Annotated in this window: 19 protein-coding genes and 1 tRNA gene; 8 read left to right on the top strand and 12 right to left on the bottom strand. The window is 64.3% G+C overall.

The features are described from left to right. The first annotated feature begins 102 nt into the window (after nt 1-102). The 5 genes from V473_RS09580 (at nt 103) to glgX (ending at nt 9,400) form a co-directional block, all read left to right on the top strand. Nucleotides 103-2,571, top strand: coding sequence for a glycogen/starch/alpha-glucan phosphorylase (locus V473_RS09580; protein WP_066603063.1), 2,469 nt, complete (start codon nt 103-105; stop codon nt 2,569-2,571). A gap of 18 nt (nt 2,572-2,589) precedes the next feature. After that, the gene (gene glgB / locus V473_RS09575; RefSeq protein WP_066603062.1) at nt 2,590-4,752 is read left to right on the top strand and encodes a 1,4-alpha-glucan branching protein GlgB; all 2,163 of its coding nucleotides are present in this window, start codon (nt 2,590-2,592) and stop codon (nt 4,750-4,752) included. Between the two features lie 63 nt (nt 4,753-4,815). Then, complete coding sequence (gene glgC / locus V473_RS09570; protein ID WP_066603060.1) at nt 4,816-6,075, top strand: glucose-1-phosphate adenylyltransferase; 1,260 nt, start codon at nt 4,816-4,818, stop codon at nt 6,073-6,075. 8 nt (nt 6,076-6,083) lie between these two features. Continuing rightward, nucleotides 6,084-7,532 carry a glycogen synthase GlgA gene (glgA, locus tag V473_RS09565; protein ID WP_066603059.1) on the top strand — a complete coding sequence of 483 codons (1,449 nt, stop codon included), beginning with the start codon at nt 6,084-6,086 and terminating at the stop codon, nt 7,530-7,532. Further along, entirely contained in the window at nt 7,529-9,400 is a 1,872-nt protein-coding gene (gene glgX, locus V473_RS09560; protein ID WP_244884363.1) for a glycogen debranching protein GlgX, read from the top strand. The genes glgA and glgX overlap by 4 nt, the downstream gene beginning before the upstream one ends. Here glgX and V473_RS09555 read toward each other — a convergent pair. The 6 genes from V473_RS09555 to V473_RS09530 form a co-directional block, all read right to left on the bottom strand. Beyond that, the gene (locus V473_RS09555; protein WP_066603053.1) at nt 9,381-9,950 is read right to left on the bottom strand and encodes an NUDIX domain-containing protein; all 570 of its coding nucleotides are present in this window, start codon (nt 9,948-9,950) and stop codon (nt 9,381-9,383) included. The genes glgX and V473_RS09555 overlap by 20 nt on opposite strands. Before the next feature lie 75 nt (nt 9,951-10,025). Next, nucleotides 10,026-10,101: transfer RNA gene (locus tag V473_RS09550), tRNA-Lys, on the bottom strand. Nucleotides 10,102-10,143: 42 nt separating this feature from the next. Beyond that, a complete protein-coding gene (folK, locus tag V473_RS09545; protein ID WP_244884362.1) occupies nt 10,144-10,614 on the bottom strand; it encodes a 2-amino-4-hydroxy-6-hydroxymethyldihydropteridine diphosphokinase in 471 nt (156 codons plus the stop codon). A gap of 17 nt (nt 10,615-10,631) precedes the next feature. Continuing rightward, the gene (locus tag V473_RS09540; RefSeq protein WP_066603044.1) at nt 10,632-10,844 is read right to left on the bottom strand and encodes a hypothetical protein; all 213 of its coding nucleotides are present in this window, start codon (nt 10,842-10,844) and stop codon (nt 10,632-10,634) included. Next, nucleotides 10,845-11,693 carry an N-carbamoylputrescine amidase gene (gene aguB, locus V473_RS09535; protein WP_066603038.1) on the bottom strand — a complete coding sequence of 283 codons (849 nt, stop codon included), beginning with the start codon at nt 11,691-11,693 and terminating at the stop codon, nt 10,845-10,847. 17 nt (nt 11,694-11,710) lie between these two features. After that, nucleotides 11,711-12,697, bottom strand: coding sequence for an agmatine deiminase family protein (locus V473_RS09530; RefSeq protein ID WP_066603036.1), 987 nt, complete (start codon nt 12,695-12,697; stop codon nt 11,711-11,713). 98 nt (nt 12,698-12,795) lie between these two features. Between V473_RS09530 and V473_RS09525 the strand changes: the two genes are divergently transcribed. Continuing rightward, nucleotides 12,796-13,248 (top strand): DUF6265 family protein, encoded by a 453-nt coding sequence (locus V473_RS09525; RefSeq protein WP_066603033.1) that lies wholly within the window; start codon nt 12,796-12,798, stop codon nt 13,246-13,248. Between the two features lie 11 nt (nt 13,249-13,259). On the opposite strand, the gene V473_RS09520 is transcribed toward V473_RS09525, so the two are convergent. Beyond that, a complete protein-coding gene (locus V473_RS09520; protein WP_066603030.1) occupies nt 13,260-14,948 on the bottom strand; it encodes a M28 family peptidase in 1,689 nt (562 codons plus the stop codon). A gap of 75 nt (nt 14,949-15,023) precedes the next feature. Here V473_RS09520 and V473_RS23515 point away from each other — a divergent pair, with 75 nt between their 5' ends. Continuing rightward, nucleotides 15,024-15,188: a hypothetical protein gene (locus V473_RS23515; protein ID WP_330219415.1), complete on the top strand. Its 165-nt coding sequence runs from the start codon at nt 15,024-15,026 to the stop codon at nt 15,186-15,188. A gap of 71 nt (nt 15,189-15,259) precedes the next feature. On the opposite strand, the gene rpsD is transcribed toward V473_RS23515, so the two are convergent. Next, nucleotides 15,260-15,874 (bottom strand): 30S ribosomal protein S4, encoded by a 615-nt coding sequence (rpsD, locus tag V473_RS09515; RefSeq protein WP_066603027.1) that lies wholly within the window; start codon nt 15,872-15,874, stop codon nt 15,260-15,262. A 190-nt stretch (nt 15,875-16,064) separates the two neighbouring features. Between rpsD and V473_RS09510 the strand changes: the two genes are divergently transcribed. Next, nucleotides 16,065-16,361 (top strand): chorismate mutase, encoded by a 297-nt coding sequence (locus tag V473_RS09510; RefSeq protein WP_066603025.1) that lies wholly within the window; start codon nt 16,065-16,067, stop codon nt 16,359-16,361. Nucleotides 16,362-16,381: 20 nt separating this feature from the next. On the opposite strand, the gene V473_RS09505 is transcribed toward V473_RS09510, so the two are convergent. The 4 genes from V473_RS09505 to rpiB form a co-directional block, all read right to left on the bottom strand. Beyond that, on the bottom strand, nt 16,382-17,452 hold the full coding sequence (locus tag V473_RS09505) for a TrmH family RNA methyltransferase (RefSeq protein ID WP_082679054.1): 1,071 nt from the start codon (nt 17,450-17,452) through the stop codon (nt 16,382-16,384). Nucleotides 17,453-17,570: 118 nt separating this feature from the next. Beyond that, the gene (gene nrdR, locus V473_RS09500) at nt 17,571-18,032 is read right to left on the bottom strand and encodes a transcriptional regulator NrdR (RefSeq protein ID WP_056681966.1); all 462 of its coding nucleotides are present in this window, start codon (nt 18,030-18,032) and stop codon (nt 17,571-17,573) included. A gap of 118 nt (nt 18,033-18,150) precedes the next feature. Beyond that, nucleotides 18,151-19,452, bottom strand: a complete 1,302-nt coding sequence (gene glyA, locus V473_RS09495; protein ID WP_066603023.1) for a serine hydroxymethyltransferase — start codon at nt 19,450-19,452, stop codon at nt 18,151-18,153. Between the two features lie 12 nt (nt 19,453-19,464). Continuing rightward, complete coding sequence (gene rpiB, locus V473_RS09490; protein WP_066603021.1) at nt 19,465-19,902, bottom strand: ribose 5-phosphate isomerase B; 438 nt, start codon at nt 19,900-19,902, stop codon at nt 19,465-19,467. Nucleotides 19,903-19,992: the final 90 nt, after the last annotated feature.

The raw sequence follows: 19,992 nt of genomic DNA, 5'->3' as shown, positions 1-19,992 counted from the left end.
GAAAACAGCCGATATTTCTTGCTGCGCTGCAAAAATGTGCATGGCGCGGCGCGGGGGGCTGTGTCATCATCGGGTCCGACTCAGCGAAGGGGGACCGCGCCTGTGAATCTCAAGGGCCAGACCAAGCTTCCCATACCCGCACCGCGGCAGGTGGACCCGGAAGTCCTGGCCCATGAAATTGTCGAGCGCCTGACCTATCGCATCGGCAAGAATGCGGCCGCGGCCAAGCCGCATGACTGGCTCCACGCCGTCATCCTGGCGATCCGTGATCGGGTGATCGACGCCTGGATCACCTCGACCCAGAAAACCTATGAGGAAGAAGGACGGCGGGTTTATTATCTGTCCCTGGAATTTCTGATCGGCCGGCTGATGCGCGATGCGGCGTCCAACATGGAAATGCTGGATGACATGCAGGCGGCGCTTGCCTCTCTGGGGGTCGATATCGACATCATCGCCGCGCTGGAACCGGACGCGGCGCTGGGCAATGGCGGGCTGGGGCGGCTGGCGGCCTGCTTCATGGAAAGCATGGCGACAGTCGACGTGCCGGCCTATGGCTATGGCATCCGCTATGTGAACGGCATGTTCCGGCAGGAGATCAGCGACGGCTGGCAGGTCGAACTGCCAGAAAACTGGCTGGCGCACGGCAATCCGTGGGAGTTTGAGCGGCGCGAGGCGAGTTACGAGATCGGCTTTGGCGGCCGGGTCGATCCGGCCGAGGGCGAGGATGCCGGGCCGCACCAGATGCGCTGGCGACCGGCCGAGCGCGTCATCGCCACCCCCTATGACACGCCGATCGCGGGTTGGCGTGGCAAGCGGATCAATACGTTGCGCCTCTGGGAAGCGCAGCCGATCGATCCTATCCTGCTCGACAAGTTCAATGCCGGCGACCATATGGGCGCGCTGGCCGAGAGCAACCGGGCGGAATCGCTGACCCGCGTCCTCTATCCCGCCGACAGTTCCGCGGCGGGGCAGGAATTGCGGCTGCGGCAGGAATATTTCTTCTCCTCCGCCTCGTTGCAGGACATCGTCCGGCGGCACATCCAATATTTCGGTAGCATCCTGACCCTCCCGGACAAGGCGGCGATCCAGCTCAACGACACCCATCCCGCAGTGGCGGTGGCGGAGCTGATGCGCATCCTGCTGGACGATCATGGCGTGGATTTCGCCGAGGCGTGGGACATCACCCGGCGCACCTTCAGCTACACCAACCACACCTTGCTGCCCGAAGCGCTGGAAAGCTGGCCGGTGCCGCTGTTCGAACGACTGCTGCCCCGGCATATGCAGATCGTCTATGCGATCAACAGCCGCCTGCTGGGGGAGGCCCGGCGATCCGGGCAGTTCACCGACGATGCGATCGGCACGATATCGCTGATCGACGAAGGCGGCGACCGGCGCGTGCGCATGGGCAACCTCGCCTTCGCCGGGTCGCACAGCGTCAATGGCGTGTCGGCGCTGCATACCGATCTGATGAAGGTCACGGTCTTTGCCGACCTGCACACACTCTATCCCACGCGGATCAACAACAAGACCAACGGCGTCACTTTCCGCCGCTGGCTGATGCAGTGCAATCCAGGTCTGACCGGCCTCATCCGCGAGGCGATCGGCGACCGTTTCCTGGACGACGCGCAAGCGCTGCGCGATCTGGACGGATTTGCCGACGACAGCGGGTTCCAGGAGAAGTTCCTGGCGGTGAAGCGCGCCAACAAGGGCGCCCTGTCGGACTTGCTGCGCAAGCGGTTCAATGCCCGGATCGACCCCGCCGCGCTGTTCGACATCCAGATCAAGCGCATCCACGAATATAAGCGCCAGCTGCTCAACATCGTGGAGGCCGTGTCGCTCTACGACCAGATCCGCTCGCACCCGGAAAAGGACTGGGTGCCGCGCGCCAAGCTGTTCGGTGGCAAGGCGGCGTCCAGCTATCATAACGCCAAGCTGATCATCAAACTGGCCGGCGATGTCGCCCGCGCGGTCAATCACGATCCGGCGGTGCAAGGGCTGCTCAAGCTGCAATTCGTGCCCAATTACAACGTATCCATGGCGGAGGTGATGATCCCAGCCGCCGACCTTTCCGAACAGATTTCGACCGCGGGCATGGAAGCGTCCGGCACCGGCAACATGAAGTTCGCGGTCAATGGCGCGCTGACCATCGGCACGCTGGACGGCGCCAATGTCGAAATGCGCGATCATGTGGGCGCGGATAATATCATCATCTTCGGCCTGACGGCGCAGGAGGTGAACGACCAGCGCGCCAGCGGCTATGTCCCGCGCGATGTGATCGGTCAGAGCCGCGAACTGGGGCAGGCGCTCGATGCGATCGCCAGCGGCGTCTTTTCGCCCGACGACCCGGACCGCTACAAGGGGTTGGTGCAGGGATTATATGATCATGACTGGTTCATGGTCGCGGCCGATTTCGACAGCTATTCCGCGGCCCAGCGTCAGGTCGATGCGCTCTGGATGGACCAGTCGCTCTGGGCGAAGAAGGCCATTCACAATGTCGCGCGCATGGGATGGTTCTCGTCCGACCGCACGATCCGCGAATATGCGGCCGACATCTGGAAGATCACGTCATGAGCGTAAGCGAGGGATAGGGTGGCGTTGACGCCGGAACAGATCGACCGGCTGGTCACGGGCCTTGACGACGATCCCTTCGCCACGCTTGGCGTGCATCCGGCGAACAAGGATTTCACCGCCTGCGTCTTGATGCCCGAAGCGGTCAGCGTGACGGCGCAGACGCTGGACCGCAAACCGGTCGGCGATCTGGCGCAGGTCCATGGCGACGGGCTGTTCTTCGGCAAGGTCGCGATCCGCAAGCGCCAGCCGCTGCGCTATGTCGCCACCTTTGGGGATGGCGGCAGCTATGCGTTGGTCGATCCTTATGGCTTCGGGCCGGTGCTGGGGCCGATGGACGATCATTATCTGGCGCAAGGATCGCACGGCCGCCTGTTCGACAAGTTGGGCGCCCATTTCATGACTCATGAGGGGGTCGAGGGCACGCATTTCGCGGTCTGGGCGCCCAATGCGCGGCGCGTGTCGGTGGTGGGCGACTTCAACCGCTGGGATGGGCGGCGCGGTCTGATGCGTCGTCGCGTCGATGCGGGCCTGTGGGAGATTTTCCTGCCCGAAGTTGGGCCTGGCAGCGCGTACAAGTTCGAAATCATCGGCGCGGACGGCGTGCGCCTGCCGCTCAAGGCCGATCCCTATGCCTTCCAGAGCGAATTGCGGCCCTCCACCGCATCGATCGTCGCGCCGCCGCTGGATCACAAATGGGGCGACGACCGGCATCGCCAACATTGGCGCACCACCGACGCGCGTCGTCAGCCCGTGTCGATCTACGAAGTCCATGCCGGGTCATGGCAGCGCGACGACGCGGGCGATTTTCTCAGTTGGGACGAACTGGCCAACCGCCTGATCCCCTATGTCGTCGGCATGGGCTTCACCCATATCGAATTTCTGCCGATCAGCGAATATCCCTATGATCCCAGTTGGGGATATCAGACGCTGGGCCTGTATGCGCCGACCGCGCGGTTCGGCGATCCGGCGGGGTTCGCGCGCTTTGTGGACGGGGCGCATCGGGCGGGGGTCGGCGTCATTCTGGACTGGGTGCCGGCGCATTTCCCGACCGACGAACATGGGTTGGCGCATTTCGACGGGACAGCGCTCTACGAACATGCCGACCCGCGCAAGGGGTTCCACCCCGACTGGAACACCGCCATCTATAATTTCGGCAGGCGCGAAGTATCGCAATATCTGGTCAACAATGCGCTGTTCTGGGCCGAACGCTATCATGTCGATGGCCTGCGCGTCGACGCGGTCGCCTCGATGCTCTACCTCGATTATTCGCGCAAGCCCGGCGAATGGGTGCCCAACGACCATGGCGGCCGGGAAAATGTGGAGGCGGTGGCCTTCCTTCAGCAGATGAACAAGGCGCTGTATGGCGCGCAGCCCGGCATCGTGACCATTGCGGAGGAATCGACCAGCTGGCCCGGCGTGTCGAAACCCGTCCACACCGGCGGGCTGGGCTTCGGCTTCAAATGGAATATGGGCTTCATGCACGACACGCTGCGCTATCTGCAGCGCGACCCGGTGCATCGCGCCCATCATCATGACGATATCACCTTCGGCTTGCTCTACGCCTTTACCGAAAATTTCGTGCTCGCGCTGAGCCATGACGAGGTGGTGCATGGCAAGGCGTCGCTGTTGCACAAGATGCCGGGCGACGATGCCCAGAAATTCGCGACGCTGCGGGCCTATTATGGCTTTATGTGGGGCTATCCCGGCAAGAAGCTGCTGTTCATGGGGCAGGAATTCGCCCAGCGCGACGAATGGAGCGAGGAGCGCCCGCTCGACTGGGATCTGCTCGACCATGGCCCGCATCTGGGCGTGCAGCGGCTGGTGAGCGATCTCAACCATCTCTACCGCTCCCGCCCGGCGCTGCATGAGCGCGATTGTGAGCCGGAAGGGTTCGAATGGGTGCTGGTGGATGGCGCGGCGGATTCGATCTTCGCCTGGCAACGGCGCGCGCCCGGCGTCCGGCCGATCGTCATCATCAGCCATTTCACCCCGATGCTCCGCCATGGCTATCGCATACGCCTGCCGTCGGGCGGGCGCTGGCGGGAAATAGTGAACAGCGACGCGGCCGATTATGGCGGCGGCGGCGCGGGCAATATGGGACAGGTGCAGGCGGACGAGGAAGGATGGGCGAACATCACCATCCCGCCCTTTGCAACCTTGATGCTGGAATTGGATTATTGAACACGGACGGCGCGTGCAGGCAGTCATGTGCAGGCGATAGCGGGCAACGCAAGGAGAGGCTTAATGCAGACGAGACATCAGCCGATCGCGCGTGACGCCATGGCCTATGTGCTGGCCGGCGGACGTGGCAGCCGGTTGGCGGAACTGACCGACAAGCGCGCGAAACCCGCCGTCCATTTCGGCGGCAAGGCGCGGATCATCGATTTCGCTTTGTCCAATGCGCTCAACAGCGGCATCCGCCGCATCGGCGTTGCGACCCAATATAAGGCCCATTCGCTGATCCGGCATCTGCAACGCGGCTGGAACTTCCTGCGCCCCGAGCGCAATGAAAGCTTCGACATCTTGCCCGCCAGCCAGCGCGTGTCGGAAAGCCAGTGGTATGAAGGCACCGCCGATGCGGTGTTCCAGAATATCGACATCATCGAAAGCTATGCGCCCGAATATATGGTGCTGCTGGCCGGCGACCATGTCTACAAGATGGACTATGAGCTGATGCTGCAACAGCATGTCGACAGTGGCGCGGACGTCACCGTCGGATGCCTGGAGGTGCCACGGATGGAGGCGGTCGGCTTTGGCGTCATGCATGTCGATGAGAAGGACGTCATCACCGACTTCATCGAAAAGCCCAAAAACCCGCCGGGCATTCCCGGCCAGCCGGACATGGCGCTGGCGTCGATGGGCATCTACGTCTTCCAGACCAAATTCCTGATCGAACAGCTTCGCCGCGACGCCGATGATCCCAAGAGTAAGCGCGATTTCGGCGGCGACATCATCCCCTATATCGTCAAGCATGGTAAAGCGGTGGCGCATCGCTTCTCCAGCAGCTGCGTCCGCGCCGAAAGCGAGCTGGAGCCTTACTGGCGCGATGTCGGCACGATCGACGCCTATTGGCAGGCGAGCGTCGACCTGACCGACGTGGTGCCCAGCCTGGACCTGTATGATCGCAGCTGGCCGCTCTGGACCTATTCGGAAGTCACGCCGCCGGCCAAGTTCGTCCATAACGAAGATGGTCGCCGGGGTTCGGCCACATCCTCGCTGGTGGCGGGCGGGTGTATCGTGTCCGGCTCCTCGCTGCATCGCAGCCTGCTGTTTTCGGGGGTGCGCACCCACAGCTTCTCGTCGGTGACGGAAAGCGTCATCATGCCCGATTGCGAGATCGGGCGCGGGGCGCGGCTGCATAAATGCGTGCTCGACTCCGGGATCATCATCCCGCCGGGGCTCATCATCGGCGAACATCCCGAAGAGGATGCGCAGCGTTTCCGCCGCACCGACAGCGGCATATGCCTGGTGACGCAGCCGATGATCGACCGGCTGGTCGCCTGACCCGCGCCATGACGATCAAGCTGCTGTCGGTCGCATCCGAAATCTATCCGCTGATCAAGACCGGGGGGCTTGCCGATGTCGCGGGCGCGCTGCCCGGCGCGCTGGCGGGGCAGGGGGTGCAGGTACGCACGCTGGTGCCCGGCTATCCTGCTGTCATCGCCCGGCTGGGCAAGGCGAAAGCGGTGCGCCGCTACGACGCCCTGTTCGGAGCGGGCGCCAGCGTGCTGGCCGCGACGGTCGATGGCTTGGATTTGCTGGTGCTGGACGCGCCGGACTTTTTCGCGCGCGAAGGCGGCCCCTATGGCGATCATGGCGGCAATGACTGGAACGACAATTGGCGGCGCTTCGCCGCGCTGTCGCGCGCAGGGGCGGACATCGCGGCGGACGGGGTGAAGGGCTGGCGGCCCGACATCGTCCATGTCCATGACTGGCAGGCGGCGATGACCGCCGCCTATATGCGTTTCGGCCCGGCGGCGCAGGTGCCCAAGGTCGTGACGATCCACAATTTGGCCTTTCAGGGGCGATATAGCGCGGGCATCTTCCCCGACCTTGGTCTGCCGCCCGAAGCCTGGGGCGTGGACGGCGTCGAATATTATGGCGGCACCGGCTATCTGAAAGCGGGCCTTGTTTCGGCCGACGCGATCACCACGGTCAGCCCAACCTATGCACAGGAAATCCGGTCCGCGGTCCATGGCATGGGGCTGGATGGCCTGATCAACGGCCGGGTCGACCGGCTGCACGGCATATTGAATGGCGTCGATACCGACATCTGGAACCCGGCGACCGACGGCCTGATCGCCAAGCCGTACAGCGCGCGCGCACTGGGCGGCCGGGCGGCGAACCGCCGCGCGCTCGAACGGCGTTTTGGGCTGGACCATGACGGCGCGCCGATCTGCATCATCGTCAGTCGCCTGACCTGGCAGAAGGGCATGGACATGATGATCGACGCGGCCGAACATCTGGTCGCGATGGGCGGCAAGCTGGCCGTGCTGGGATCGGGCGATCATCCGCTGGAAGGCGCGCTGCTGGGCGCGGCGGACCGGCATCGGGGGCGGATCGGCGTGCAGATCGGCTATGACGAGCCGCTGTCGCACCTGATGCAGGCGGGTGGCGACGCTATATTGATCCCCTCGCGCTTCGAACCGTGCGGCCTGACCCAGTTGTATGCGCTACGCTATGGCTGCGTGCCGGTGGTGGCGCGGGTCGGTGGGCTGGCGGACACGGTGATCGACGCCAATGAGGCCGCGGTGGGCGCAGGCGCGGCGACGGGCATCGTCTTCATGCCGTCCGATCCGCTGGCGCTGCATGGCGCGATCAACCGGCTGATCGATCTGCACGGCGACAAGCTGGCGTGGCAGGCGATGCAGCGCGCCGGAATGCGCGCCGACTTCTCCTGGCGCCATAGCGCGGCGAAATATGCCGACCTTTATCGTGCGCTGATGGCGGAGGCGGCGTGAAGCCGGGCGTGTTGGTGGGGCCAAGCGGCACCCGTTTTTGCGTCTGGTCCCCCGACGCGGCCCAATTGTGGCTTTGCCTGTTCGATAGCGACGATCGCGAGGTCCGCCTGCCGATGCTGCGCGATGCGGACGGCTGCTGGCATGGCGAGGCCGCAGGCGTCGGCGCGGGCGCGCGCTATGGCTTGCGCGCCGATGGTCCCTATGATCCGGGCGCGGGCCTGTGGTTCGATCCCGACAAGCTGCTGCTCGATCCCTATGCGCCGGCGATCGACCGGGCGTTCCATTATGATCCGGCGCTGGGCGCGCGGCGTGGGCAGGGGGGCGACACCGCGCCGCTGGTGCCCAAGGGCGTCGTGGCGGCGGCCGTCGAGCCGCCGCCTCCGGAACCGCCCCGCTTCGCGTCAGGCGGGCTGATCTACGAAGTGCAGGTGCGCGGCTTCACCATGCTGCATCCCGATGTGCCGGAAGCGCAGCGCGGCACCATCGCCGCGCTCGCCCATCCGGCGGTGATCGCGCATCTCCAAAGCCTGCATGTGTCGGCGATCGAGCTGATGCCGATCAATGCCTGGATCGACGAGCGGCATCTGGGGCCGCTCGGCCTCACCAACGCCTGGGGCTATAATCCGGTCAGCTATTTCGCGATCGATCCGCGGTTGGCGCCGGGCGGCATGGCGGAGTTGCGTGGAGCCGTGGCGGCGCTGCATCAGGCCGGGATCGGCGTGATCCTCGACATGGTCTATAATCATGACGGCGAAAGCGACTGCCAAGGGCCGACCCTGTCGCTGCGCGGGCTGGATGCGCGCGGTTATTTCCGCCATGAAGCCGATGGGCGGCTGGTCAACGACACCGGCACGGGTAACAGTATCGCCTGCAACGCGCCGGTTGCGCGCCGCCTGATCCTCGATTCGCTGCGCTACTTCGTGGCGCAGGCCGGGATCGACGGTTTCCGTTTCGACCTTGGCCCTGCGCTGGGGCGGATGGCGGACGGCTTCGATCCCCACGCTCCGCTGCTAGATGAGATGCGCGCAGATCCATTGCTGGCGGACCGCATCATGATCGCCGAACCCTGGGACATCGGGCCGGGCGGCTATCAACTGGGTAATTTCGGCGAGGGGTGGCTGGAATGGAATGACCGTTATCGCGACGACATGCGTCGTTTCTGGCGCGGCGATGGGGGAACGTTGGGGGCATTCGCGACGCGGTTGGCTGGGTCATCAGACATTTTCAGCGATGGCGCGACCCGCAGCGTCAATTTCCTGGCGGCCCATGACGGCTTCACCCTGGCCGACCTGACCGCCTATGAACAGCGGCGCAACGACGCCAATGGCGAGCAGAATCGCGATGGCCATGGCGAGAATTTCAGCTGGAATAATGGCGTGGAGGGACCGAGCGACGACCCGGCGGTGCAGGCCGCGCGGATCCGCGACGGCAAGGCGCTGCTGTCCACTTTGTTCGCATCACGCGGTATGATCATGCTGACCGCAGGTGACGAGTTTGGCCGCAGCCAGCACGGCAACAACAACGCCTATGCGCAGGATAATGCGATCGGATGGATCGATTGGGACGGGCGCAATCGCGATCTGGAGGCGCATAGCTTCGCGCTGGCGGCGCTGCGAGCGCAGCTGCCCGATCTGCGCGGCGTGGTGCTATTGTCCGACGCTGACGTCGAATGGCTGGACGAAGATGGGCGGGCGCTGACCGTCGGCCAGTGGGAAGACCCCTCACGCCGCCGCCTGACGCTGCGCTATCGCGCGAGCGGGGTCGCGATCTGCGTCAATGGCGCCGCGCAACCCTGCCGCTTCCATTTGCCCGATGATGCGGTCGAAGTGGCGGCGCGCGCGGTGGCGATCAGGCGACCGGCACGCTGAACAGGTCCGGTCGCCGCAGCCGCAACGCCATCAGCGTGATCGCCAGCTTGCCGTCGCCGATCCGCTTGTCGGCGAACCGCGTCCAAAGATCGTCCAGCGGCAGTTCGTGGACGGTGATATGTTCCTGCTCCTCGGCCAGCCCGCCGCCCGCGGCGATACGGTCCTCCGCGCGATATTCGGCCAGATAATAGTCGATCTTCTCGGTCACGACGCTGGGAATGCTCCAGATTTGTCCGAGATGAAAGAGATCGCCCAGCCGGACGCCCGCTTCCTCCAGCGCCTCGCGCCGGGCGCAATTGGCGGGTTCATCCTCCAATATGCCGGCGATCGGCTCCAGCATGTCGGGCAATCCCGCCAGCATGACCGGGGTGCGCGGCATCGACACGACCAGCGCGACCCGGCGATCGGGATCATAGGGCAATATGGCGACGGCGCGGCGCATCTCCACGACATGCCGATCGAACGCCGCGCCATCGGGTGCTCGCATCGCCACCAGCAGCAGGTTGAGCCAGCCCTGATAGATCGGTGTTGTCGAAAGGATGATGGTCATCGGCGCGCTCCGGTTCCGCCTCGCCTTAATACAGCGGCGGCAGGGCGCCAATGAAGATGCGCCCATCACGGGAAATGGTGAGTCCAGCTGGGTTCGAACCAGCGACCTACTGATTAAAAGTCAGTTGCTCTACCGACTGAGCTATGGACCCCCGAAGCGGTGGAGGCTGCCCTAAAGGCGGCGGGGCGGATGGTCAACACTTTGGCGCGGCTTTTTGCAGTCGCGCATGAAGATGGCGGACGGTGATCGCCAGATGCGGGTCGCGCCAGTCCGGTGCCACCGCCAGCAGCGGGGTCAGGACGAAGCTGCGGGTGCGATAGGCGGCATGGGGTATGGTCAGCGTCCGGCTGCGCCATCGGCCGCCCGACCAGAGGATGATGTCGATATCGAGGCTGCGCGCGCCCCAGCGGCGATAGCGGCGGCGGCCCAGCCTGTTTTCTATGCGCTGAAGCATTGCCAGCATCGCGGGCGGGGACAGCGCGCTTTCGACCAGAATCGCACTATTGGCGAAGCGGCGGGCCGACGGGCCGAGCGGCGGGGTGGAGAGCGTGGGCGCGATGCGCAGCACCCGCGCCTGTTCGCCGATCAGCGCTATCGCCTCCGCCAGCAGCCGCGCGGGCGCGCGGCGGGCGGACAGCGGCCGGTTCGATCCCAGCGCCAGCACATAGAGGTGGCGCGCGTCTATCGAACGCCATCCCTGGCCTGCGCCTTCATCTGGGTATAGGCGGTCTCGCGCGCGTCGCTGGGTAGGGACAGCAGATAGAGCGCCGCATCCTTATAGCGGAGGAAGGGGCGATCGTCCGCCATGACCGGGACGGTCCGCCCATTATATAAGCGCTTCAGCAGCCTCTTTTGCGGCCGGCTGAGATCGTCAGGCTGATCGATCGCATCCATTCAGATATCCTGCGTGATCCGGCCGTAAAGCTCCGGCCGACGATCGCGGAAGAAGCCCATGCCGGCGCGATGCATGCGCGCCTTGGCCAGGTCCAGCGTCGCCACCAGCGCGCCCTGGTCCTTCGCATCGGCTTCGGCGGCGAAATCGCCCCATTCGTCGGTGATGAAGCTGTGGCCGTAGAAGAGCTGGCCGTCCTCGTCGCCGATGCGGTTGGCGGCGATCACCGGCATACAGTTGCTGACCGCATGGCCGATCATCGCCCGCCGCCACATGCGGCTGGTATCCAGCTCGCTGTCATAGGGTTCGGAGCCGATCGCGGTGGGGTAGAAGAGCATCTCCGCCCCCATCAGCGCCATGCAGCGCGCGGTTTCGGGATACCATTGGTCCCAGCAGATGCCGACGCCGATGGTGCCATATTTGGTCGACCACACCTTGAACCCCGTATTGCCGGGGCGGAAATAATATTTTTCCTCATAGCCCGGACCGTCGGGAATATGGCTCTTGCGATAGACGCCCATAATCTCGCCCGCGTCATCGATCATCGCGAGCGAGTTGTAATGATGATGGCCGTCGCGCTCGAAAAAGCTGGTGGGGATATAGACGCCCAGTTGCTTCGCCAGCTTGCGCATTTCCTGCACCGCGGGATGGGTGTCGATCGGCTGGGCGCTGGCGAACAGCGCTTCGTCTTCAACCCGGCAGAAATACGGCCCTTCGAACAGTTCGGGCGGCAGGATGATCTTCGCGCCGCGGCTGGCGGCCTTGCGCACATGGTCCGCAACCTTGGCGATATTCTCGCCCATATCGTCGGAAAAGCTGAGTTGCAGCGCGGCTACGGTCACTTTGGTCATGTCTGTCCCTGAATCTATCAGACGGATGGCATTTGCTGGCTGCAACAATGGAAGCTGCCGCCGCCGGACAATATGGCGTCACTGCGCAGCCCGACAATATCCCGGCCCGGAAAGAAAGGGCGGAAGGCATCGAGCGCAGCCTGATCATTGGGCTGGCCATAGATCGGCACGATGACGGCGGCGTTGCCGACATAGAAATTCATGTAGCTGGCCGGGATCGCCTCCCCATCCACCAGCACCAGGCCGGGGGAGGGGACGTCCACCACGTCGACGCCATGCGCCTTCGCGCGGCCGCGGGCGTCGGCATAGAGGGCCGCATTGGGATCGTCGTCGGTCGTCGCGATCGGCAGCGCCAGCTTGCCCGGCGCGACGAAGCGGGCAAGATTGTCGACATGGCCGTCGGTATGATCGTTCAGCAAACCGTCGCCCAGCCACAGCATGTCCGACAGGCCCAGCGCGCCGGCAAGCAGCGTCTCGATCTTGCCGCGGTCCAGGTCCGGGTTGCGATTGGGGTTCAGCAGGCATTGTTCGGTCGTCACGAACAGGCCGGTGCCGTCAGTGTCGATCGCGCCGCCTTCGAACACCCAATGCTGGGTGGAAACGGGCATATCGGTGGTCGCAGCCAGCCGCGCGCCGATATCCTCGTCGCCCGGCATCCGGTACTTGCCGCCCCAGCCGTTGAAGCCGAAATCGACCAGTGCGCGACTCCCTGCGCCGTTCAGCACCGCGATCGGCGCGGTGTCGCGCAGCCATACGTCGCCCAGCCTGTGGACGATGACCGATACGCCCGGCGCCACCAACGCGCGAGCGGCGATCGCGTCGGCTTCATTGGCGACGACCAGGCGCACCTCCTCGCCCTTGCCGTCGGCATGGAGGGCGCTGGCGAAGGCGGCGATCTGTTCGCGCGCCTCCTCGAACGCGCCGGGCCATTCGGCGGGGTTGGTCGGAAAGCCGATCCAGGTCCAGTCATGCGGCGCCCATTCGGCGGGCATACGGAAAGTCATGGCGTTTATCCTTGCTCGGCAGGGCGCCGATCCGTGATAGCGGGGGTTGCGCGCGCTCCATAGCGTGCCAGATAGCGTGTGGACAGAGGGCGAAGATCATGAAGAGACAAGTTTCGATCCTTGCCGCGGCGCTGCTGCTGGTGCTGCCAACCATTAGCAATTCGGGTGAGTTGCCCGACTGGCTGACCGGCGAATGGCTGCAACAGAGAGACGATCGCTGGACCGAGGAGGTGTGGACCCTGCCGCGTGGCGGCACGATGATCGGCGTCGGGCGAACAGGACGCGGGGAAACGCTGCGCTCTTGGGAGGTCATGCGCATCGTGCGCGCGGCCGACGGATCGCTGGCTTTCCACGGTGCGCCCGAAGGCGGGCCAGCAACGATCTTCCCGGTCGTCGCGGAAGGGGTGCGGGATATAAGCTTCGCCAACCCGAACCATGATTATCCCCAGCGCATCCGCTACTGGCGCGAGGGGCGGCTGCTGATGGCGGAAACCGCCAGGATGGATGGCAGCCAGGCGCAGAATTGGACCTATTCCCCGGCCGGGGAATAGGTCGCTTCCCTCTACTTACCCGCGCGATCCTTGTCGCGAATGGCGCGGAATTCGTCGCCGTCCACCCAGTTGGGCCAGTCGGTCGTGGTCGCCAGGTCGCGACCTACGCTGTAATAGAGCTTCAGGTCCGCCAGCACCCCGGTCCAGTCCCAATTGGGATCATATTCGTCCTTGGGGCCATGATAGCGGTTCTTGGTATAATCCTCCGCCGCGGCCAATCCCGCAGCGGCGCCGCCCTTCACCAGATCCTCGCCGCCCTCGAAATAGAGCATCGGCAAGCCGTGCTTGGCGAAGCTGAAATGGTCGGAACGATAGTAGAAGCCCTTTTCCGGGGTAGGCTCCAGCGTCGATACCCGGCCTTGCGCGCTCAACGCCCGGTCCAGATAGGCGTCAAGCTGCGACTTGCCCTTGCCGATCACCACGACATTCCTGGCGAGGCCCGCGACGCTCAAGGCGTCCATGTTCACGCCGCCCACCGTCTTGGCGAAGGGGAAGACCGGATTGTTGCCATAATATGCCGATCCCAGCAGCCCCGATTCCTCGGCCGTCACCGCCAGGAACACCTGGCTGCGGTCGGTCGGCCCGGCCTGCACATTGGCCTGCGCCAGCGCCACCAGTGCCGCCGTGCCGGTGGCATTGTCCACCGCGCCATTGCAGATGTCGTCGCCGTCGGGCGCCGCCTGGCAATGGCCGAGGTGATCCCAATGCGCGCTGTAGAGGACATATTCGTCCGGCCGCGTCTTGCCCGGCAGCAACGCCACGACATTTTTCGACATATGTTTGCGCAGGTCGTTGTCGAAGGACACATTGGCCTTCACGCCCGTCAGCGCCACCGCCTTGAAGCCCGGCTTTTTCGCCGCAGCCATCTGCGCGTCCAGGTTCAGGCCCGCGCTGGCGAACAGGGCGGCGGCCTTTTCCTTCTGAATCCAGCCGATCGCCTGGCTCTGTCCGGCATTGCCGTTGGCGCTGTCGGCGACATGCTGCGCTCCGGTCCAGCTCGATTGCACGACATTCCAGCCATAGGCGGCCGGCACAGTGTCATGCACGATGATCGCGGCGGCCGCGCCCTGCCGCGCGGCTTCCTCATATTTATAGGTCCAGCGGCCATAATAGGTCATCGCCCGGCCATTGAACGGGCCGGACAACCCCGGCGTCTCATAATCGGGATCATTGACCAGGATGATGACCGTCTTGCCCTTCACATCCAGCCCGGCATAGTCGTTCCACCCCTTTTCGGGCGCGTTGATGCCATAGCCCACGAACACCACCGGGCTGTCCTTGATCGCGATCTTCGGCTGGGTGGTGCGATAGGTGCCGATCACCATTTCCGGGCCATAGGCGGCGGTGACGGCGCTCTTGCCCCCGGTGAAGCTGAGCGGCGAGACATTCTTCGCATTGATCTCGACCAGCGGCACGTCCTGAAACCAGCTGCCCTTGTTGCCGGGCTTGAGGCCCAGCTTGCCGAATTCCGCGGCCAGCAGCGCCAGCGTTTTCTCCTCGCCGGGCGAACCTGGCGCGCGGCCCTCATAGGCGTCGGAGGACAGCTCTTGCACCAGTCGCTTCATCGTATCGATCGACGGTTCTGCGGTAGCTGCGGCAGGCGGCGTGGCGGATGCCGCGGTGGGCGGGGTGTCGGCGCCGTCGGTCGCGCAGGCCGACAGGGCAAGAACGGCGGCGATCGCCGCGATGGAGCTACGCATGGAAGTCACCCTTTATTGTACGAATGATCAAGTGATGCCACCGCGCGGGAAGAAGGGCAAGCAAGGTGGTTGCCAATGCAAGCTGGAGGGCGCGGCAAGCGCAGCCAACTCGTCATCTATGACGGATTGGAGCATAGCCTGGTCGACAGCGACGCACGCGCGGACATGCTGCAGAAGAGCGCCGACTTCCTGCTGGCGGCCGGAAATGACGGGCAACGGGGGCGACCTTTTCCCTTGTAGCGTTAGGGCAAAGAAGAAGGGCGGCTCCTTTGCAGGGCCGCCCTTCTTTGTAGCTATGCTCGGAAAACCGATTAACGCGAATAGAATTCGACGACCAGGTTCGGTTCCATCTTCACCGGGTAAGGCACTTCGTCCAGCGTGGGCACGCGGACATAGCTGACCTTGGCGGCGCCGTCGGGGGCGACATAGTCGGGGATGTCACGCTCAGGCAGGTTCTGCGCTTCCAGAACCAGCGCCATTTCCTGCGCCTTCTTGCCCAGGGTGATTTCATCGCCCGGCTTCACCAGACGCGACGCGATGTTGCACTTCACGCCGTTCACATAGATGTGGCCGTGGGACACGATCTGACGGGCCGAGAAAATGGTCGGCGCGAACTTGGCGCGGTACACGACGGCGTCCAGGCGACGCTCCAGCAGGCCGATCAGGTTCTGGCCGGTGTCGCCCTTCATGCGGCTGGCTTCGAAATAGTTCTTCTTGAACTGCTTCTCGGTGATGTCGCCATAATAGCCCTTGAGCTTCTGCTTGGCGCGCAGCTGGATGCCGTAGTCGGACATCTTGCCCTTGCGGCGCTGGCCGTGCTGACCGGGACCATATTCGCGCTTGTTGACAGGCGACTTGGGGCGGCCCCAGATATTCTCGCCCATGCGACGGTCGAGCTTGTACTTGGCGCTGGTGCGCTTCGTCATAGATAATTCCTAGTAATTGCTAACAACGTGATTCCCGGTATCGCCTACGTCCGTTTTGCGTTTGATCGCTCAGGGGCAGGGCCACCGCTTCACCGGGATGCGGAGCCAATTGCGAAGGCGCGCCTATGACCAGAAGAGGCCGGCGAGTCAAGTCTCGACACGATGGCGGCGGCAGCTTAATTCCGCAGGCATGACTCCCGAACATTATTCCACCATGGCGCAGGTGCGCGCCGGCGTCGACAATCTCGATCGCCAGATCGTCGCCCTGCTGGCCCAGCGCTTCGCCCATATGCGCGCCGCCGCCCGGATAAAGCCGAACCGCAGCGCCGTGCGCGACGAAGCGCGCAAGGCGGAGGTGATCGCCAATGCCTGCGCCGAGGCTGAGGCTTTGGGCGTGCCCTGCGACCTGATCGCGGGGATGTGGGAAGAGCTGGTCGAAGCGTCTATCGCTTATGAAATGGCGGAGTTTGACCGGACGCGGGGGTAAATTGCCCGGAAGGGGGGCATTCAGCGTTCGCGTGGCCGGTTCAAATGCGACAGCACGCCACGCAGCGTCCGTACCTCCAGATGGTTCCAGCCCGGCTTGGTCAGCAGGTTGCGCAGCGTCAGTCGGGTCGCGCCGGCGCGGTCGGGCGGGAAGAAATAGCCGACCTTCACCAGCAGCGCATCGAGCTGCTCGATCATGCCCTCCAGTTCCGCCTGTGGCGCAGGTTCGCCCAGATCGGTGATGGTGGGCTGTGCCAGATCGGCTTGTTTCGACCATTCATAGGCGCACAGGATCACCGCCTGCGCCAGATTGAGCGACCCGAATTCCGGGTTGATCGGCACGGTCAGGATCTTGCGCGCGACCGCGACATCCTCCGTCTCCAGTCCCGACCGCTCCGGCCCGAAGACATAGGCGGCGCGGCCCTGCGCTGTATGGATTTCGCGCGCGGCCTCCTCCGGTGTCACGACCGGCTTGGTCACGCCGCGCTTGCGGACCGTGGTGGCATAGACATGCGCGCAGTCCGCGACCGCATCGGCCAGCGTTTCGAACACCTGCGCCTTATCGAGGATGAAGTCCGCGCCGGCCGCCGCCGGGCCGGCATCGGGATTGGGCCAGCCGTCGCGCGGGGTCACCAGCCGCATGTCGGTCAGCCCGAAATTCAGCATCGCGCGCGCGGCCTTCCCGATATTCTCGCCCAGTTGCGGGCGGACCAGAACGATGACGGGGGGGACGATGACGGGGGGGAGGGGGGCAACTTCGTTCATATTTCCGTTCATCCTGAGTAGGGGCTGAGCTTGTCGAAGCCCCGTATCGAAGGATTTGCGCGCCGCCTTTCGGATTGCGTCCCAATCTCCGACGATCAACGCTTCCTTCTTTTTTCGCGACCAGCCCTTAATTTGTTGTTCGGCGGAAAGCGCTTCGTCTCGTGTGCCGAAATCCTGGCTCCAGATCAGAGCGACCGGGCGACGGCTCTGCGTATATCCAGGAATGTCCCCTGAATGGTGCTGTGCGACACGTTGCTCCAGATTATCTGTATGCCCCAGATAATAGCTGCCGTCTGCGCATCGCAACATATAGGCATGGAACGTCATTCTATGGTCCTTCGATACGCCATTTCGACTTCGCTCAATGGCTACTCAGGACGAACGGCGGAGGGAAGAGAAGCCTTCGACTTCGTTCGAACCGAACGGAGAGGAATTAGGTAAGAACTCACTCCCGCCCGACTTCCTTCACCGTTCCTGCAAATTCCTCGAAATCCTTGGCGTCGGTGAAGTCCTTATAGACGCTGGCGAAGCGGATATAGGCGACGCTGTCGAGGCGTTTGAGCCCTTCCATCACCATTTCGCCGATCGCGCGGGCGGGGACTTCGCTGTCGCCGCTGGTTTCCAACTGGCGCTGGATGCCGGAGATCAGCTTTTCCAGGCGGCTAGGGTCGATCGGCCGCTTGCGGCAGGCGATGCCGATGGAGCGGGCCAGCTTGTCGCGCTCGAACGCTTCCTTGCGCCCCTCGCTCTTCACCACCCAGATGTCGCGCAACTGGATGCGCTCGAAGGTGGTGAAGCGCGCGCCGCAGGCTTCGCACTGGCGGCGGCGGCGGATGGCGTTGCCATCTTCCGTCGGCCGGCTGTCCTTCACCTGGCTGTCTTCATGGGCGCAGAAAGGGCAGCGCATGGGATTATATCACTCCGTTCGGGCTGAGCCTGTCGAAGCCGTCGCCTGAGCGAAGCGAAGGTACTTCACTTCGTTCAGTGAAGCCCTTCGACTTCGCTCAGGGCGAACGGTGTGTGGGTCAATAAATCGGGAAGCGCGCGGTCAGGCCCAGCACCTTTTCCCGCACATGCTGCTCGACCTGGCCATCGCCTTCGTCGCCATTGCGCTTGAGGCCTTCCACGACCTCGGCGATCAGGCGGCCGATTTCGCGGAATTCTTCCTCGCGGAAGCCGCGCGTCGTGCCCGCAGGCGTGCCCAAACGGACACCCGACGTGACGAACGGGCTGGCCGTGTCGAACGGCACGTTGTTCTTGTTGCAGGTGATATAGGCGCGATCGAGCGCCTTTTCCGCGGCCTTGCCGGTGGTGTTCTTGGCGCGCAGGTCGACCAGCATCAGATGATTGTCGGTGCCGCCCGACACGATCGACAGGCCGGCATCGGCCAGCGTCTCGCTCAGCGCGCGGGCGTTGGCGACGATCTGATGGGCATAGGCTTTGAATTCGGGCGTCAGCGCTTCCTTGAACGCCACCGCCTTGGCCGCGATGATGTGCATCAGCGGGCCGCCCTGCATACCGGGGAAGATGGCGCTGTTGATCTTCTTGGCGATCGCTTCGTCATTGGTCAGGACGATGCCTGAACGCGGGCCACGCAGCGACTTGTGCGTCGTGGTGGTGGTGACATGGGCGTAAGGGACGGGCGAGGGATGCGCGCCGCCCGCGACCAGGCCGGAGAAGTGCGACATGTCGGCCAGCAGATAGGCGCCAACCTCGTCGGCGATTTCGCGGAAGCGCTTGAAGTCCCACACGCGCGAATAGGCCGTGCCGCCGCAGATGATGAGCTTTGGCTTGCATTCGCGCGCTATGCGGGCGACCTCGTCCATATCGATCAGATGATCGTCCGCGCGCACGCCATAGGCGACCGGCTTGAACCACTTGCCCGACATGTTGACCGGCGACCCGTGCGTCAAATGGCCGCCCGACGACAGGTCGAGGCCCATGAAGGTGTCGCCCGGCTGGAGCAGCGCCAGGAACACCGCCTGGTTCATCTGGCTGCCGCTATTGGGCTGGACGTTGGCGAAGTTGGCGCCGAACAGCTCTTTCGCGCGTTCGATCGCCAGCGTCTCGACCACATCGGCATATTCGCAGCCGCCATAATAGCGCTTGCCCGGATAGCCTTCGGCATATTTGTTGGTGAAGATGGAACCGGCCGCTTCCAGCACCGCCTTCGACACGATGTTCTCGGACGCGATCAGTTCGATCTTGTCCTGCTGGCGCTTCAGCTCATTGCGACAAGCGCCGAAGATTTCCGGGTCCGCGCTGGCGAGGGCTTCGCTGAAGAAGCCGTCCTGGCGGATGGCGGGGGCGAGGGTGTCTGTGCTCATCGAAACTTCCTTTCAGAGCGCGGGCTGGGACAGTTTTTCGACGCGGCCGGCATGGCGGCCACCGCCGAAATCAGTGGTGAGGAAGGCGGTGACGCAGGCTTTCGCCATGTCCACGCCGGTCAGGCGGGCGCCCATGGCGAGGACATTGGCGTCATTATGTTCGCGCGACAGGGCGGCCGACAGCGGCTCGCCCACCAGCGCGCAGCGGCAGGCCGGGTTGCGGTTGACCGCGATCGATATGCCGATGCCCGATCCGCACAGCGCGATGCCGCGCTCCGCCGCGCCGGACGCGACCGCTGTCGCGAGCTTGTAACCATAATCGGGATAATCGACGCGGTCGGCGGTCGCGGGGCCAAGGTCGGCGACCGCATGGCCCTCGTCGCGCAGCCATTGGGCAAGCTCCGCCTTCAGGTCGGTGGCGGCATGATCGGAAGCGATGGCGATTTTCATAAGGCGCGGCCCCTGCGTTCCTGGGGTGATTCGTTCTGCGCGCCTCATAGGGGGACAGGACGGCAATTGCCACCGTCGAGCTTGGCGCTT

The organism is Sphingobium cupriresistens LL01 (assembly GCF_001046645.1).
GTDB lineage: Bacteria > Pseudomonadota > Alphaproteobacteria > Sphingomonadales > Sphingomonadaceae > Sphingobium > Sphingobium cupriresistens.
This window is presented reverse-complemented; position numbering and strand designations above follow the sequence as displayed.

Excerpts from the sequence above, each read along its gene's own strand:
- glgA (WP_066603059.1), top strand. The coding sequence starts at position 6,084 with ATGACGATCAAGCTGCTGTCGGTCGCATCCGAAATCTATCCGCTGATC.
- glyA (WP_066603023.1), bottom strand. The coding sequence starts at position 19,452 with ATGAGCACAGACACCCTCGCCCCCGCCATCCGCCAGGACGGCTTCTTC.
- V473_RS09540 (WP_066603044.1), bottom strand. The coding sequence starts at position 10,844 with ATGGATGCGATCGATCAGCCTGACGATCTCAGCCGGCCGCAAAAGAGG.
- aguB (WP_066603038.1), bottom strand. The coding sequence starts at position 11,693 with ATGACCAAAGTGACCGTAGCCGCGCTGCAACTCAGCTTTTCCGACGAT.
- rpsD (WP_066603027.1), bottom strand. The coding sequence starts at position 15,874 with ATGACGAAGCGCACCAGCGCCAAGTACAAGCTCGACCGTCGCATGGGC.
- glgC (WP_066603060.1), top strand. The coding sequence starts at position 4,816 with ATGCAGACGAGACATCAGCCGATCGCGCGTGACGCCATGGCCTATGTG.
- nrdR (WP_056681966.1), bottom strand. The coding sequence starts at position 18,032 with ATGCGCTGCCCTTTCTGCGCCCATGAAGACAGCCAGGTGAAGGACAGC.
- V473_RS09520 (WP_066603030.1), bottom strand. The coding sequence starts at position 14,948 with ATGCGTAGCTCCATCGCGGCGATCGCCGCCGTTCTTGCCCTGTCGGCC.
- V473_RS09530 (WP_066603036.1), bottom strand. The coding sequence starts at position 12,697 with ATGACTTTCCGTATGCCCGCCGAATGGGCGCCGCATGACTGGACCTGG.
- V473_RS09505 (WP_082679054.1), bottom strand. The coding sequence starts at position 17,452 with ATGACGTTCCATGCCTATATGTTGCGATGCGCAGACGGCAGCTATTAT.
- rpiB (WP_066603021.1), bottom strand. The coding sequence starts at position 19,902 with ATGAAAATCGCCATCGCTTCCGATCATGCCGCCACCGACCTGAAGGCG.
- V473_RS09525 (WP_066603033.1), top strand. The coding sequence starts at position 12,796 with ATGAAGAGACAAGTTTCGATCCTTGCCGCGGCGCTGCTGCTGGTGCTG.
- V473_RS09555 (WP_066603053.1), bottom strand. The coding sequence starts at position 9,950 with ATGACCATCATCCTTTCGACAACACCGATCTATCAGGGCTGGCTCAAC.
- V473_RS09510 (WP_066603025.1), top strand. The coding sequence starts at position 16,065 with ATGACTCCCGAACATTATTCCACCATGGCGCAGGTGCGCGCCGGCGTC.
- V473_RS23515 (WP_330219415.1), top strand. The coding sequence starts at position 15,024 with ATGCAAGCTGGAGGGCGCGGCAAGCGCAGCCAACTCGTCATCTATGAC.